The organism is Roseovarius sp. W115 (assembly GCF_032842945.2).
GTDB classification, from domain to species: Bacteria; Pseudomonadota; Alphaproteobacteria; order Rhodobacterales; family Rhodobacteraceae; genus Roseovarius; species Roseovarius rhodophyticola.
On record NZ_CP146606.1, the window covers coordinates 997325 to 1012970 of the forward strand.

Annotated in this window: 13 protein-coding genes and 1 pseudogene; 4 read left to right on the forward strand and 10 right to left on the reverse strand. The window is 58.6% G+C overall.

Translation table 11 applies throughout. The annotated features are described in order from the left end of the window. Positions 1-20 precede the first annotated feature (20 nt). Together RZS32_RS05115 and RZS32_RS05120 are read right to left on the reverse strand one after the other, a co-directional pair. Entirely contained in the window at positions 21-1055 is a 1035-nt protein-coding gene (locus tag RZS32_RS05115) for a succinylglutamate desuccinylase/aspartoacylase family protein (RefSeq protein WP_317055950.1), read from the reverse strand. Positions 1056-1173: 118 nt separating this feature from the next. Further along, a complete protein-coding gene (locus RZS32_RS05120; RefSeq protein ID WP_317055951.1) occupies positions 1174-1827 on the reverse strand; it encodes a peroxiredoxin in 654 nt (217 codons plus the stop codon). Positions 1828-1988: 161 nt separating this feature from the next. On the opposite strand from RZS32_RS05120, the gene RZS32_RS05125 reads away from it, so the two are divergent. Genes RZS32_RS05125 through RZS32_RS05140 form a run of 4 tightly spaced genes read left to right on the forward strand, consistent with a single transcriptional unit; the run spans position 1989 to position 6166 of the window. Further along, on the forward strand, positions 1989-3431 hold the full coding sequence (locus tag RZS32_RS05125) for an aldehyde dehydrogenase family protein (protein WP_317055952.1): 1443 nt from the start codon (positions 1989-1991) through the stop codon (positions 3429-3431). Between the two features lie 4 nt (positions 3432-3435). Then, complete coding sequence (locus RZS32_RS05130) at positions 3436-4212, forward strand: glycosyltransferase family 25 protein (protein WP_317055953.1); 777 nt, start codon at positions 3436-3438, stop codon at positions 4210-4212. After that, the gene (locus RZS32_RS05135; protein ID WP_317055954.1) at positions 4202-5062 is read left to right on the forward strand and encodes an alpha-1,2-fucosyltransferase; all 861 of its coding nucleotides are present in this window, start codon (positions 4202-4204) and stop codon (positions 5060-5062) included. Before RZS32_RS05130 ends, RZS32_RS05135 begins: the two co-directional genes overlap by 11 nt. 54 nt (positions 5063-5116) lie before the next feature. Further along, positions 5117-6166, forward strand: a complete 1050-nt coding sequence (locus tag RZS32_RS05140) for a serine/threonine protein kinase (protein WP_317055955.1) — start codon at positions 5117-5119, stop codon at positions 6164-6166. Here the strand turns inward: RZS32_RS05140 and RZS32_RS05145 are convergent. From RZS32_RS05145 to RZS32_RS05180, 8 genes and pseudogenes are all read right to left on the reverse strand, one after another. Further along, entirely contained in the window at positions 6163-6807 is a 645-nt protein-coding gene (locus RZS32_RS05145; RefSeq protein WP_317055956.1) for an RluA family pseudouridine synthase, read from the reverse strand. The genes RZS32_RS05140 and RZS32_RS05145 overlap by 4 nt on opposite strands. A 76-nt stretch (positions 6808-6883) precedes the next feature. After that, on the reverse strand, positions 6884-9376 hold the full coding sequence (locus RZS32_RS05150; RefSeq protein ID WP_336623557.1) for a GcvT family protein: 2493 nt from the start codon (positions 9374-9376) through the stop codon (positions 6884-6886). A gap of 52 nt (positions 9377-9428) precedes the next feature. Beyond that, the gene (locus RZS32_RS05155) at positions 9429-10439 is read right to left on the reverse strand and encodes a GlxA family transcriptional regulator (RefSeq protein ID WP_317055958.1); all 1011 of its coding nucleotides are present in this window, start codon (positions 10437-10439) and stop codon (positions 9429-9431) included. 2 nt (positions 10440-10441) lie between these two features. Further along, the gene (locus RZS32_RS05160; RefSeq protein ID WP_317055959.1) at positions 10442-11341 is read right to left on the reverse strand and encodes a homocysteine S-methyltransferase family protein; all 900 of its coding nucleotides are present in this window, start codon (positions 11339-11341) and stop codon (positions 10442-10444) included. A gap of 15 nt (positions 11342-11356) precedes the next feature. Further along, positions 11357-11905: a zinc-binding dehydrogenase gene (locus RZS32_RS05165; RefSeq protein ID WP_339106903.1), complete on the reverse strand. Its 549-nt coding sequence runs from the start codon at positions 11903-11905 to the stop codon at positions 11357-11359. A gap of 123 nt (positions 11906-12028) precedes the next feature. Beyond that, positions 12029-12148: pseudogene (locus tag RZS32_RS05170) on the reverse strand (alcohol dehydrogenase); the annotation flags it as partial. 280 nt (positions 12149-12428) lie between these two features. Further along, the gene (locus RZS32_RS05175) at positions 12429-13055 is read right to left on the reverse strand and encodes a LysE family translocator (RefSeq protein ID WP_317055961.1); all 627 of its coding nucleotides are present in this window, start codon (positions 13053-13055) and stop codon (positions 12429-12431) included. 95 nt (positions 13056-13150) lie between these two features. Continuing rightward, positions 13151-15595, reverse strand: coding sequence for a GcvT family protein (locus RZS32_RS05180; RefSeq protein WP_317055962.1), 2445 nt, complete (start codon positions 15593-15595; stop codon positions 13151-13153). Positions 15596-15646 lie beyond the last annotated feature (51 nt).

Genomic DNA, 15646 nt, shown 5'->3' on the forward strand with positions numbered 1-15646 from the left:
TGGCAGGCCCATTTTCTGTTTCAGAGTATTTCGTCTTCGTCATAGAGCGGCGCCGCCTCAAGATGCGCGGCCACACCTTCGGCGGCCGCTTCGGCCTTGGGGGTTTCGGCGATATGGAACAACGCCTCACCTTCGTAGACCGCTGGCATATTTGAGCGGCCAATGACGATGCCTTGTTCTTCACAATGGACTTCGCAATCTGTCTCGCCCATGGGGTCAGACACCACACCCAGCACGGTGCCGGGTTCGACTGTATCGCCAATGGTGACATAGGCGCGAAACACGCCGCCGACTGGCGCGCGATACCAGCGCGATGTGGCGGCCTGCACAGGTTTGGTCTTGACCTTGGGCACGCCTTTGACCCCGATCATGCCCAGCGCATGCATCACCCTCAAACAGCCGCTCACCCCCGCGCGGACAGTGAGCTCGTCGAACCGAAGACCTTCACCGCCCTCATAGAGAAGCACGTCAACGCCTTCTTCCTCAGCCGCCATGCGCAGGCTGCCTTCGCGAAGCTTGGATTGCATCATCACCGGCGCGCCAAAGACTTCGCCCAGATGGCGCAGGCGGTCATTGTCCGGGGTCAAACGAATTTGCGGCAGGTTGATGCGGTGTATAGCGGCAGAATGCAGGTCAATTCCAACATCGGACCGGCGCACCACTTCTTCCATGAAGATATGCGCCAGCCGCGAGGCCATAGACCCACCCGGCCCTCCGGGGAAACACCGGTTGAGATCACGGCGGTCGGGCAGATACCGCGAGTGGTTGTGAAATCCGAAGCTGTTCACAATGGGCACGGCCAGCAACGTTCCAGCCAGCCGATCGAGCATCCGCGCTTTGAGAAGCCTGCGCACGATCTCAACGCCAATCACCTCGTCGCCATGGACGGCTGCAGAAACAAACAGAACCGGGCCGGGCCGACGCCCGTGAATGACATGCACCGCCAAATTGACCGGAGTGTGATCGGATAGGGTGCTGACCGGCACATCTATGGTGTTGCGCGTACCGGGCGCTACGGACTGGCCGCCGATGTCAAATACTGCACGAGGTGTCATGTCGCGGAGCGATAAGCAAAAAATGAGGCCCTGTCCATCGCCGACAGGGCCTGCTTCTTTCTTGTCCTAAACACCCCGGGGAGCGCGAGGGGCTGGCCCCTCGCCTGACCCGTTTTGATCAGCTGGGGAGTTTGGTCATACGCAGATACGGCAGAACCGTATCATACTCTCCAAACTTCGCTGCCGCGTCTTCATTGCTCACGCTTGGTGGGATCACCACGTCCTGTCCCACGGTCCAGTCGGCGGGGGTTGCAACACCGTGGTTCATAGTTGTCTGCAAGGCGTCAAGCGCGCGCACCACTTCACCAAAATTACGTCCCACGGTCATGGGGTAAGTCATGGTCAGTTTGAGCTGTTTGTCTGGTCCGATGATAAAGACCGAGCGCACGGTGGCGCTGTCGGCAGGCGTGCGGCCGTCCGGCAGGTACGCTTCGGCAGGCAGCATGTCGAAGGCCTTGGAAATCTCAAGGCCGTCATCCGCGATGATTGGAAACCCAGGGTGCGCGCCCCCGGCTTTTTCGATGTCGCCTTTCCATTTCTTGTGATCTTCAACGCCATCGACGCTCACGCCAATAACCTTGGTGCCACGTTTCTCCCATTCGTCGGCCAACCGGGCCACGGCACCGAATTCGGTTGTGCAAACCGGTGTGAAATCCTTGGGGTGGGAAAACAGGATAGCCCAGCTGTCGCCGATCCAGTCGTGCAGGTCAAAACTGCCCTGATCGGTGGTGACGTTGAGGTTGGGGATGGTGTCATTGATGCGCAGAGCCATGGCTTTACTCTCCTTTGGCAGTCGGGGATTCGGTCGCGCCAGCATACGCCGTGCATATCAATTTGCCACCCGTCCTCTTGCAGAGCTTTGCCGCCAGTGATTAGGTGCGCGAAAAAGCTACAACATGCAGCGTAGCCCATATCGTTTCAAAGGAGTCCGACATGATTGAGAAGCGGCAATTCTACATTGGCGGAGCATGGGTGGACCCGGTTTCCGGCACGGATCATCAGGTGATCAACCCTTCAAACGAAGAAGCTTGCGCGGTGATCTCTCTCGCCGGGCAGGCGGATGCCGATGCGGCGGTGGCGGCAGCAAAAGCAGCCTTTCCATCCTGGATGCAAACTCCGGTCGAAGATCGCGTCGCGTATGTGGAAAAGCTTGGAGAGATTTACAAGGCACGCGGCGAGGAAATGGCACAGGCCATTAGCCTTGAGATGGGCGCACCCATCGACATGGCGCGCAGCCAGCAGGTTGGCGCAGGCAGCTGGCATCTCAAAGCGCTGGTGAAGGCGGCAAGTGAATTTCACTGGATCGAACCACTGGGCGATCACGCCCCGAATGACCGGATCATTCATGAAGCGGTCGGGGTCGTGGCGATGATCACCCCGTGGAACTGGCCGATGAACCAGATTTCGCTCAAGGTGATTGCAGGGCTCATTGCAGGGTGCACCATGGTGCTGAAACCGTCAGAAGAGTCACCACTATCCGCGATGCTCTTTGCCGAGATGGTGGATGAGGCGGGTTTGCCGCCGGGCGTGTTCAACCTCATCAATGGCGATGGCGTAGGTGCGGGCACAGCGTTGACCGGGCATCCGGATGTGGACATGGTGTCTTTCACCGGATCGAGCCGCGCAGGAAAACTGATCTCCAAAAATGCAGCGGACACGCTCAAGCGCGTTAGCCTGGAGTTGGGCGGTAAGGGCGCAAATCTGATCTTTGCAGATGCCGATGAGAAGGCTGTCAAACGCGGCGTGCTGCATTGCATGAACAACACCGGTCAGAGTTGCAACGCCCCCACACGCATGCTGGTGCAGCGCGAGGTCTATGACCAAGCGGTCGAGACAGCGGCGGAGGTCGCCGCCAAAGTGACCGTTGGAGCGGCATCCGAAGAAGGCCGCCATGTTGGCCCAGTGGTCAACGAGGTGCAGTTCAACAAGATCCAGGATCTCATCCAGAAGGGCATCGACGAAGGCGCGCGCCTTGTGGCTGGTGGCACGGGGCGACCCGATGGGCTTAATCGAGGCTTCTATGTCAAACCCACGGTGTTCGCGGATGTGACCAACGACATGACGATTGCGCGGGAAGAGATCTTCGGCCCCGTTCTTTCGATCATCCCATTTGACACTGAAGAAGAAGGGCTTGAGATCGCCAATGACACGCCTTACGGGCTGACCAATTACGTGCAGACAACCGATCCGGCACGCGCCAATCGTGCGGCGCGCGCATTGCGCTCGGGCATGGTCGAAATGAACGGTCAGGGACGCGGTCTGGGCTCGCCCTTTGGCGGGATGAAGCAATCGGGCAACGGGCGCGAAGGTGGCAAATGGGGGCTGGAAGACTTCCTCGAGGTCAAAGCCGTCTCGGGTTGGACCGAGGGCGCGTGACCTCATGACGATTCACGTCTTTGTGCTACATCTCGTTCGCGCCACCGCGCGGCGGGAAAATGCGCAGGGGCTTTTGCAGGATGCCAAGGACATCGGCGGGTTCGACGGAGAGATTTGGCCCGCCGTCGATGGCAGCGCGCTTTCAGATACGGATCTGGAGGGGGCACTGGGGGTCGAGCGGTTTGAGCCTTCCTATCCGTTCACCTTGAAGACCGGCGAAATCGGATGCTTTTTGTCACACCGACAGATCTGGGCCGAGATGCAAACCAGAGACGAGGATGCGGCCCTGATTATTGAGGATGACGCCGACATTGACGCGGCCTCTTTCTCCAAGGCTGTTGACCTGGCAAAGCAGCACATCCAGACGCTGGGATACATTCAATTTCAGACCCGCCCGCCCAAGGGCCATGCGCATCTGATCGACACGGTTGGTGAGGCGCGTCTCGTGGTGCCACGACAAGCTGGTCTGAGGACAACCGCGCAGATGGTCAGCAAAGCAACCGCACGGCATTTGCTTGATCGCTCTGTTGCCTTTGACCGGCCTGTAGACACATTTGTGCAATCGCATTGGCACACAGGGCTCCGGCCTGCGATAATTTACCCTTCTGGCATTCAGGACATTGCGGACAGGCTGGACGGCTCAACCATTCAGTCCGGCAAGAAGCCGTTGATGGAAAAACTGGGACGGGAACTATCGCGCAAGCGCTATAGGTCCGCTGTTGCGCGCTTGTCGCGTCAGAGCATGGCGCCAAGCGAAGGTGGTCTCAAAGATGGCGCGTGACAGGATCATCACCCGTCTTTTTGGCGGGGCGGGAAATCAGCTGTTCCAATATGCTGCCGCGCGCGCATTGGCGGACAGGCTTCACTGCCCCCTGCAACTTGACGCGCGCTATGTGGCAGGATCGGAAGATCGCGGAGATTGTTTTGGCCATTTTGCAAATGCGCGATTTTTGCGCGAAGGTCCTTTGCCGCCGGCAAAGACTGATGGCTGGTTGCGCTACGGGCTATGGCGTGGGTTCGGCCGCTCACCTCGGCTTTACCGCGAAAAGGGGTTGCAGTTTGACACTGCAGTCGCTGATCTGGGGCCGGGGACATATCTGCACGGGTATTGGCAATCCGAGCGGTATTTCACCACCAGCATTGATCAAATTCGGGCGGATTTGAGGTTCACCACGCCTTTGGATGCCGAAAATGCGAAGGTGGCAAAACAGATCACGGACGCGCCGCATCCGGTTGCCCTGCACGTGCGGCGCGGCGACTATGTTGCCACCGGCGCCTATGCGACAATGACGCCAGACTACTACCGGACGGCAGCAAATCATATTGCCGAAAAGCTAGGTGAAAAAATCACCTGTTTTGTCTTTTCCAACGATCCTGCCTGGGCCAGGGAGAACCTGAACCTTGAGCATGACACCGTTGTTGTGGACATCAATGATGAGACAACCGGCCATTTCGATCTGCATCTGCAAACGCTTTGCGCGCATAATGTCATCGCGAACTCAACTTTTTCATGGTGGGGGGCGTGGTTGAATGCGAGCCCGGACAAGATCGTGATCGCGCCAAAGACCTGGTTCAACGATCCCAAACTGTCCAACCCGGATCTGATCCCGGATGGGTGGACACGGCTCTGATGCGTGCGGCGCACCACCTTTCGCATTTGTCCCAAAGCCTCTAAAGAGCGGCTTATGAAGATCACCCCGGATATGACCAAAGCCCGGTTCCTGCCTGAGACCGTGCATAAGCGCGATGTCTTTTCCGAAACCATTTCGGGCAAGCTGGAAGGCTATCCTGAGTTTCCGGTGGTGCTGCGCAAACTGGACGGTGTTCCGATCTACGCGCGGCCCTTGGCTTGGTGGCTGGCGCGCAAGGAGATCCGTGGCTTGAAAGCCGTTCAGGGTATTGAGGGATGTCCGGTTCTGGTGCGCGCCGATCACGTGGGGCTTTTACGAAGCTGGACGCAGGGCACGCCTTTGCAACTGGCCAAACCGAGTGATCCGGTGTGGTATCGCGACGCCAAGCGGCTGTTGCGCGAGATGCGCCGCGCCGGGGTGACGCATAACGACATTGCCAAGCCGCAGAACTGGCTGATGACGCCCGATGGACGCGCGGCGGTGATCGACTTTCAACTGGCCTCTGTTCATGCCCATCGCGGCAAGCTTTTTCGCATCAAGGCGCGAGAAGATTTGCGTCATCTGCTCAAACAAAAGCGCGCCTATGCGCCGGACTTGCTGACGCCTGCAGAGACACGGATGCTGGCGCATAAAGCTCTGCCCTCGCGGATCTGGATGGCCACAGGCAAACGGCTTTACAATTTCATCACCCGCCGCTTAATGAACTGGTCAGATGGCGAAGGCACCGAGGACCGGATCGAGCGCGATGGCCCTGCCTTGCGCAAAGCGCTTCTGGCCCAGCCCGAGGTCAGTGACCTGGCGCTCTGCACCTATGCGTTGCCGGCCAAGGGCGTGGGGCTTTATGCGTTTGTTGAAACACAAGAACCGGCTGAGGCCATTGCCAAACACGCGCCTGCGCCAAAGCCCGAGTTGATCCAGCCGGTAGCCTCTTTGCCGCGCCACGCGGATGGAACGCCGCGGCTTGACGTATTGCAATTGATTGCGACCAACCGTTTGGATGAGCTTGAGATTGTTCTAAAGTCCGATCCCGAACTTGGCACGACGCTTGCACCCATTATCGCCGGGCGGCTCAATCTCACCGACCGGGTTTTGCGGAGCTCTTAAAACGGTGCAGGCGCGCGAAAACGCATTCCCAAACCGCCATCGGGATGACGCAGGCGCAATTCTTCAGAATGCAGCATCATGCGCTCAAATGCGGCGGCTCTACCTTCGGCATAAAGCGGGTCGCCCAGGATCGGATGCCCAAGCGCCAACATGTGCACCCGAAGCTGATGGCTACGCCCTGTTTTGGGCATCAATCGCACGCGGGTGTCATCAGGCCCATAGCGCTGCACGCGCCAATCCGTGATCGCGGGCTTGCCTGTCTCGTGGCACACCATCTGCTTTGGCCGGTTCGGCCAATCCACTATGAGCGGCAAGTCCACGGTTCCGGTCTTGGGTTCCAACCGGCCCCAAATCCGCGCCACATAGGTCTTTTTCACCTGCCGCTTTTCAAATTGCAGCCCCAGATGCCGCTGTGCATGCGGGGTTTGCGCAAATACCATCACACCGGACGTATCCCGATCAAGCCGGTGCACCAGCAAAGCCGTTGGAAACGCCTCTTGAATACGGGAGAGCAAACAATCCGCCAGATGCGCCCCTTTGCCCGGCACAGACAAAAGGCCATGCGGTTTGTTCACCACAAGGATCTCATGATCTTCATGGAGCACATCAAGAGGCGTATCGGGTGGGCTGTAGTCTGTCATGAAGCCGGAGCTACACGAATGGTGCGCAAATGACACCCCGGCTTCTTTCTTGTCTGAAATACCCAATTCCTGCGGCCTACACCTTCACGCGTTCGGATTTGGGATCATACATCGGACGCAAGGACGCTTCGGCTTTGACCCGCGTGCCTGCCACGTCGATTTCATACGACGACCCCAGAACCTGATCCGCTGTTTCGCCTTTGCTAGGGACATAGCCCAGCCCCATGGCCCCACCAAGGTGGTGGCCGTAATTGCCGGAGCTGAGATATCCCACAATCTCGCCATCGCGTACAATTGGTTCGTTGTGATAGAGGAGTGGTTCCGGGTCGGTGAGTTTGAACTGCACAAGGCGGTTTTCCAAGCCGGTTTCCTTCTTCTTCAGAACCGCGTCGCGCCCAATGAAATCCGGTTTCGCAGTTTTCACCGCAAAGCCAAGCCCGGCCTCCAGGACATGATCCTCACAGGTGATGTCATGGCCAAAGTGGCGGAAGCCTTTCTCGATGCGGCAACTGTCCATCATGTGCATACCGCACAGTCGAAGGCCGAAATCAAAGCCAGCTTCTGCAATGGTTTCAAACACATGGCCACACATATCGGCGGAAACATAGACCTCCCAGCCAAGCTCACCGACATAGGTCACGCGGTGCACCCTTGCGAGGCCCATCCCGATCTCTACCTCTTGAGCCGTGCCGAACGGGTTGACCTCATTGGAGAAATCCCCGGAAGAGACCGTGTTCAGCAAATCACGCGAGCGCGGGCCCATTACGGCCAAGACACCTTCGCCTGCTGTCACATCGGTGATCACCACGTTGAAGTCGCCCTTGTGACGCATCATCCAGGTTTGATCGGCCAGACGCGTGGCTGCCGGAGTGACCACAAGAAAGGCGGTTTCACTCAGGCGCGTGACAGTCACATCTGCCTCAATCCCGCCGGTCTTGTTGAGGAACTGGGTATAGACAATCTTTCCATTCGTAACCGAATAGTCACCGCCGCCCACATAGTTCATGAAGGCTTCAGCATCCGGGCCTTCGACGCGGATTTTGCCAAAGGACGACATGTCGTAAAGGCCCACATTCTGGCGCACGGCCATGTGCTCTTCGCGGACGTTGTCGAAGAAGTTCTGGCGGCTCCAGCTATATTGATACTCAGGCTCCTGATTTTCTCGCGCAAACCAGTTGGCGCGTTCCCATCCGGCCAGCTCGCCCATGACAGCGCCGCGTTCGAGCAGGTGGTGATGGAATGGTGTGCGCCGGACGCCGCGCGCGGTGGCTTTCTGGCGGTAAGGGAAGTGGTCGGCATAGAGCAGGCCCAAAGTCTCTTTGGAGCGCTCAAATAAGTAGTGCTTGTTGCCCTGGAACGGCTGCATGCGGCTGATATCGACGTCCCCAAGATCAAAGGGCTTTTCCCCTGCATCCATCCATTGCGACAACGCCATGCCAGCGCCACCGGCGGATTGAATGCCAATCGAGTTAAAGCCTGCAGCGACCCAGACATTGTCCATCTCGGGCGCGAGACCGAGGTGATAAGCATCATCAGGCGTAAAGCTTTCCGGGCCATTGAAGAAGGTATGAATGCCAGCCTCCGCCAGCATGGGAAGACGCTCCACAGCAGCCTCTAAGATCGGCTCGAAATGGTCGAAATCTTCAGGCAGCTGGTCGAACTCAAAGCTCTTGGGGATGCCGTCCATGCCCCAGGGTTTGGCGTTTGGCTCAAATGCACCCAAAAGCATTTTGCCCGCGTCTTCCTTGTAATAGGCGCATTCATCGGGCACGCGCAGGACCGGCAGTTGCGTGAGGCCGGGAATGGCTTCGGTCACAATGTAGAAATGCTCGCATGCTTGCAGCGGCACGTTCACACCCGCCATGCGGCCTACTTCGTGGCCCCACATGCCGGCGCAGTTCACGATCATGTCGGCCTTGATGTGGCCTTGCTCTTTGCCATCGTCGCTGGCCCAATCGACCCCCGTGACCCGACGGCCTTCCTTGGCAATGCCCGTGACGCAGATGCGTTCCTTGACCAACGCGCCACCTTGGCGCGCGCCCTTGGCGAGGGCGAGCGCGATATTGGCCGGATCGCCCTGACCGTCCTTGTCGAGATAGACGGCCCCGGCAACATCATCAACATTGAGGTGCTCGTATTTGGCCTTCACCTCGGCCGCGCTGATCTCTTCGACATCCACACCAAAGGCACGGGCCATTCCGGCCTGGCGGTATATCTCTTCGCGGCGTTCCTCTGTGAGAGCCACGGTGATCGACCCGCAGCGCTTGAACCCGGTGGCGACGCCGGTTTCGGCTTCGAGATTGCCGTAAAGCTCCTGGCTGTATTTCGCCAGCTTGGTCATGTTGGCCGTCGCGCGCAGTTGCGCGATCAGGCCCGCCGCGTGCCATGTGGTGCCGCAAGTCAATTGTTTGCGCTCCAGCAAGACCACATCTTTCCAACCCAGTTTTGTCAGGTGGTAGGCCACCGAACAGCCGATCACGCCGCCTCCGATGATCACGACGCGGGCTTGTTCAGGAACTGCGCTCATTCTCTTTGTCTCCGGGTAGGGATTCGCACCGTCGCAGACGATGCCATGTGGGCGTTTTCAAGCATAGCTGAAATCCGTCAAGATGTGGCGCAAATCAATCTTTTTGGCGCGATTGTAGAGGCTGTCGGCTGCGCCGCATCTGAAGCGGCGTCACACCAAAAAAGCTTTTGTAAAGTACGGAAAAGCCGCCAGAAAACCCACAGGCCAAACCGATCTCACGGACTGACATCGCGGTGTTCAAGAGAAGGTTATTGGCTCGCGCAAGCCGCATCTCACGGTAATAGGTGTTAGGTGTCGTCCCAAGACGTGATTGAAACCGCCTTTCAAGCGACCTGCTGGACAGACCCAAGCGCTTGGTGATCTCGGCAACGGATAGCGGTTCTTCGATATTGTCCTGCATGATCTCAATTGCCCGGTCGAGCACCTTGTCTCCCGTAGCGGTGCCAGCCGTGCCACCAAAAGGCTGCCGTGTGCCGAAATCGCGGATGCGTTCGTGCAGGAACACATTGGCCACGGTCATGAGAACAGCCGATGAGACATGCCGTCCGATGACGGACAAAACCACATCCAGGGTCGCGCCCATACCTGCGCATGTCACCACCTGACCATCTTCGCTGGCCAGCGCGTTGTCGGCGTCAAAAAGCCCGGTGCGTTCTTTCAAGACCGCTGAGTTTTCCCAATGCGTGGTCAGGTGCGCTGATTTGGGCCCGCGCTCTTTGATGTACCGGCTGGCCGCTTCTGAGAGCAGAAACACCTGAATGTTGCGGTTGGTGTAACGGTCGATCACATGACCAAGCGACAGGTTTGGGCTGTCCTGATCACCGTTGCCCAGCACAAAAAGGTAGTCGGCATCCGACTTCTGCGCAAAAGGTTGTGTCTCAACGCTTGCGCCACTCAGGCTTGTCACTGTCCCTCCCTTGGCGGATCGGCAGGTCCAGGAAAACTGCGTTTGAGCACTGACTCGATTGGCGATGCGCAAAGCATCTGTGAGCGCGGCATATTCCGTCAGGACAAATCCGTCAGATAACACGATGTCGAATTGCCGTGCTGTTTGATCTGCCTCGTGCCCTTGGCGACCGTGTCGGGATTGCGCGCGTGCGTTCATGTCTAGACGATCCTGTGACCTGCGGACGATAGTTGCCGCGCCAGTTCTGCGATATGAGCAGGCCCGACTTCGCAACATCCGCCGACGATGCTGGCTCCTTGTGCGACCCAGCTCATAGCAAATTCTGCGTATACCTCGGGTCCAAGATCGGCTCGCTGCTCCAAAGCATCCACAGTGGGAAACTCCTCCAAAAACCCGCTGCTGATCATAGTGAAGCCATTGGCATAGGCCCCAAACGGGACATCAAACGCTTTGATGAGATCCAAGGCCGGTCCAATCGCCTCTGGTCTTGAGCAGTTCACCAAAACAGCGTCAGGCGCGTATTGAGCGATGACGTCTGCCAATTCCGAGACGTGTTCACCGGACCTTAAGCGCGTGCCATCAAAGTCATCAACGGACACCGCAAGCCAGACAGGTACCCCCTGCCCTGAAGAGGCGGCCAGCGCCGCCCTGGCATGGTCCACAGACGACGCTGTTTCGATGAGAAAGAGGTCCACGTGGTCTTTCATATGCGCCACAGGTTCGGAGTAGGTCGCGATCGCGTCTTCGAAGGGTGGGAAGATGTCGGGACGGTAGGATGCAATCAGAGGTCCGAGAGACCCCGCTACACGGCCCTTGCCGCCAGACGCGGCCCGTGCTTTGCGGGCGGCACGCACCGCTGTGTCTGTTAGGAACTCTGTTTTGTCCTCAAGCTTCACACGTTTCAGCCGGTCGCGAAGCACGGCATAGGTGTTTGTCGTGGCAACCGTCGCCCCAGCCTCAAAATAGTCCAGATGCACTTCGCCGACCAATTTGGGATGATCAATCATCACCTGTGTGGACCAGAGCGGTGTCGCCCGGTCGCCAGAGCGCTTGACCAGCTCCTGACCAATGGATCCGTCGAGTAATGTGATATCAGCCATGCGTGTCCCTCCTTTTCATGCTCCATCGCCAGCTTTGCCCGGTATGAGTACCAGCTTGCCGGGATAGCGTTTTGACATGAAATCTTCTTGTGCTTTTCGAATATCTTTAAGTGGGTATGTTTTTGAAATCAGCGGCTTGACCTGACCATCCTGTAGCTTTTCCACCAATGCGGCGAAAACCTGTGGCGATTGGTAGGTGCAGCCATGAATGGTGATGTCGCGCAGGTAGATGCGCCGCAAATCCGCTTTGATCATCGGTCCGGCGATGGCGCCTGCTACGGCGTAGTGGCCACCCGGCTTCAGCGCATCTATGAGCGTGGCCCAGGCTGGTCCCGCGACCAGATCAATAACCGCATCAAAGACCTCAAAAGGGGGTACGTCATCACGAGCCAAAACCCCTTTGGCACCGGCTTCACGCACCACATCGGCCTTGGCCGGAGAGCAGATGCCTGTCACATGGGCGCCCAAAACGGTTGCCAATTGCACCGCGGCCAACCCCACCCCGCCTGACGCGCCGGTGATCAAAATCTTCTGCCCCGCATTAACGCCAGCCCGATCCAGCAAGCCAGCCGCTGTGCCAAAGGCACACGGGATTGCAGCCAGTTCGATGTCACTAAGCGGCGCATCTGTGACGTCATAGAGGTCCGCTTCGGGAACCACGCAATACTCCGCGAACGCGCCGTTGTACTCAGATCCAATGGCCACAAAACCCACAGGATTCTCCGCGGTGGGGCGCGGCTGGTTGATAGGGCAAATGACGCGCTGGCCCAGACTGAGGCGTGATACGCCTTCGCCCAAGGCAACCACCTCGCCACAAAGATCACCCCCTGGATCAGCGGAAAGTTCAACGCGCCGGACCAGCCACCCGACTCGACATTGCCCTGCAGGTCACCTGTGGCTCCGGTCACGTCCGCCGAATACCATCCTTCGCGCGTATTGATGTCCGTGTTGTTCACCCCCGCAGCCAAAACACGCACCAGAACCTCTCCGGGCCCGGGCTGCGGCACCGGGATGTCCTCGCGCCATTCCAGCGCCTCTGGCCCGCCGTGACGGGTTAGAAACACACCAGACATGACGCTGGGCAAAGTCATTTTTGATCCGCCCTTTCGATGTCTTTCAGACCCAGGAGCAGTGCGGCCCCGATCATCAATGCGCCTGAGATGCGGTTGATCCACACACCCGTCAGTGCCTTAAGCCGACCCAACGTGCGTTGCGCGGCCCAACCCCACAACAGCAGCACCACGCCGTCGACCACCAAATAGGTGACCCCAAGGACCAAGAGCTGAGGAAGGATCGGCAGGCTAGGGTCAATGAATTGCGGGAAGAGCGCACCAAAAAACACCACCGCGTAAGGATTGGCCGACGACGTGACAAACCCTTGCCGGAAGAGCCGCCCCGGTGCAGCGGCCTGCGGTGTGTCCACGCCGCCTTTGGACAGCATGAGACGCAGGCCGATCCACAGCAGATAGGCGACACCAGCCCACTTGATCACCCAAAGTGCGTTGGCGTTTGCCGCGACGATTGCCGTGAGGCCAAACGCGGCCAGCGTCATTTGTATGCTGTTGGCGGTCAGGTCCCCGGCCACGGTTGCCAGGGATTTGCGCATCCCGTGGCGCAGGCTGTTGGAGATGATCAACAGCTGGCTTGTGTCTGGCGGCGTCGCAAAAAACGCCGCCAAAACCCCAAGATACAGCAGATAGGTCTCTATACTCATGCTCTCTCCTTTTCGGTGTCACGTCCCGGGCTTGACCCGGGACCTCTACCCTCAGTGGAAGAGGCCCCGGATCAAAGTCCGGGGCTGCGCTTCACTTAAGCCCGAATGCGCTCGTTTTCAGGATCCCAGAGCGGCTGGTCCGCCTGCACCACGGCCTTGCGGCGTTCGCCGAAGATCTCGACCTCAAGCTCGGTTCCGGCATCGGCCAGATCGGCGCGGATCGTAGCCAGCGCAACGCTGGCATTCACCCGGTAGCCCCAAGCGCCAGAGGTGGTCTCACCGACCACATCGCCATTGAGCCAAACCGTTGACATGTAGGGCGCATCGGCAAACCCGGCATCCACGATGAGCGGCACAAAGGCTTTCTTCCGCCCGCGCTGCTTTTCAGCCAAGAGGGCCGCCTTGCCGTTGAAGTCCTGTGGCTTGTCAAACTTGACGAACCGTTCCAACCCGCCTTCGAGCAGGGTGTAATCGGTGCTGAGATCGCCTTTCCACGCGCGATAGCCTTTTTCAATGCGCAAGGAGTTCAACGCATACATGCCAAAGGGTTTGACACCCGCTTCAAGGATGGCCTCGAAGATCGCTGGCATATCCTCGTTGGCGGCGTGCACTTCCCAGCCTAGCTCGCCAGTAAAGCTGACGCGGATGAGGAAGGCTGGTTTGCCCGCGACTGTGGCGTGCTGATGTGTGAGCCACCCGGTCGAGAGATCGGCATCGGTCAGAGGCGCGAGCATGTCGCGGCTCTTTGGACCTGCGACCAGCAGCGCGGAACGCTCGGTCGTCGTCTCTGTCACGGTGATGCAATCCGGGACGTTCTGACGGATGAGGTCCCCATCATGCCATTGTGCCGGAGCTGCTGTGATCAGGACAAAGTCATCCTCTTCCAAACGGATACAGGAAAACTCGGTCAGGATCCGGCCGCGACTGTCGGCGCGGTAGACAAGGTTGATGCGACCGATCTTGGGCAGACCGCCAGTGACAAAGCCACGCAGCCATTCATCGGCCCCGGCACCCTGAACGCGGAACCGCGAGAAGCCCGGCAAATCCAGAACACCGCACGCATCGCGCACGGCTTCGCACTCTTCGCGAACGCGCGGCTCCCACGGGCCTTCACGGCCCCAGGTCTGCGTGCTTTCCTCGGATGTGTCATCACCCGGTTTGGCGTACCAGTTGGCCCGCTCCCACCCGTTATAGGCCCCCATGACGCCACCCAGCTCACGGATTTTGGCGTCATTCGGCCCAAGCTTCTTGTCACGTCCAGCTGGCCATTCGTGCCAGGGGAAATGCATCGCGTATTCGTGGCCGTAGGTTTCCAGCGCTTTTTGCAGACAATAGTCGTGGTCGCAATAATCGGTATAGCGACGCGGATCGACCGCCCACATGTCATCTTCGGTCTCGCCATGCATGATCCATTCGCTAAGGACCTTGCCTGCACCGCCGCCTTGCGCGATGCCAAAGGTGAAAGAATGACCTTCAAAGGCGTTTTTGACACCTGGCATTGGACCAATCATTGGCAGGCCATCTGGCGCGTAAGGAATAGGTCCATTGATATTCCGGCCCACACCTGCTTCGGCCAAAAGCGGCATCCGGCCCATGGCGTCTTCAATATACCACTCCAACCGATCCAGATCGTCAGGGTAGAGTTGGAATGAGAAATCTTCCGGCATCGGATCGTCGGGTGTGACCCAATGCGCCTTACAGTTGCGCTCATAGGGCCCAAGGTTCAGACCGGTCTTTTCCTGCCGCAGGTAGTAGGACGTGTCCACGTCGCGGATCATCGCAACCTTTTTGCCATGCTCCTTGGTCCAGGCTTCCAGCTCGGCAATCGGCTCGGTCAGGAAATACTGGTGCGACATGACCACCATCGGCACGGTGCGTCCGCCGAAGGGCTTGAACATCTCGCCCACGCGCTGTGCGTAATACCCTGCGCAGTTCGCCACATATTCACAGCGAATCTCGCCCTTCTCGGTTTTAACGATCCACTCGTCGCCGTCTTTGTCGATGCCAACAACCGGGCAGAAGCGTTCAATCCGACCGCCGGCATCGCGCGCACCCTTGGCCAGCGCCTGAGTCAACTGAGCGGGGTCAATGTCACCGTCCAGCGGATCCCAAAGGCCGCCTTCAAGGTCATGGGTTTCCATGAACGGGTTATATTGCTGAAGCTCCTGTGGTGTGCAGATATCCATCTGCAAACCCTGATACCGGCCCATGCCTGCCACACGTTCAAATTCCTGCATCCGCTCTTTGGTATGCGCCAAGCGGATTGCCCCGGTGACGTGGTAGTTCATGGGGTAATCCACGTCCTCACCCAAAGTGCGGTACATTGCGGCACCATAACGCTGCATGTTCATAACAGCCCAGCTGCCGGCAAAGTTGGGCACGTTGCCTGCGGCATGCCATGTGGACCCCGCGGTCAGTTCGTTCTTTTCGAGAAGGATACAGTCTTTCCATCCCGCCTTCGCCAGATGGTAAAGCGTTGACGTGCCCACCACGCCTCCGCCAATGATCACAACCCGTGCGGTTGTCGGTAAGTCAGCCATTTTGTCGTCTCCCTAATCTCGCGGCCCGCCTCAGGCGCCCACAAAGTTCAT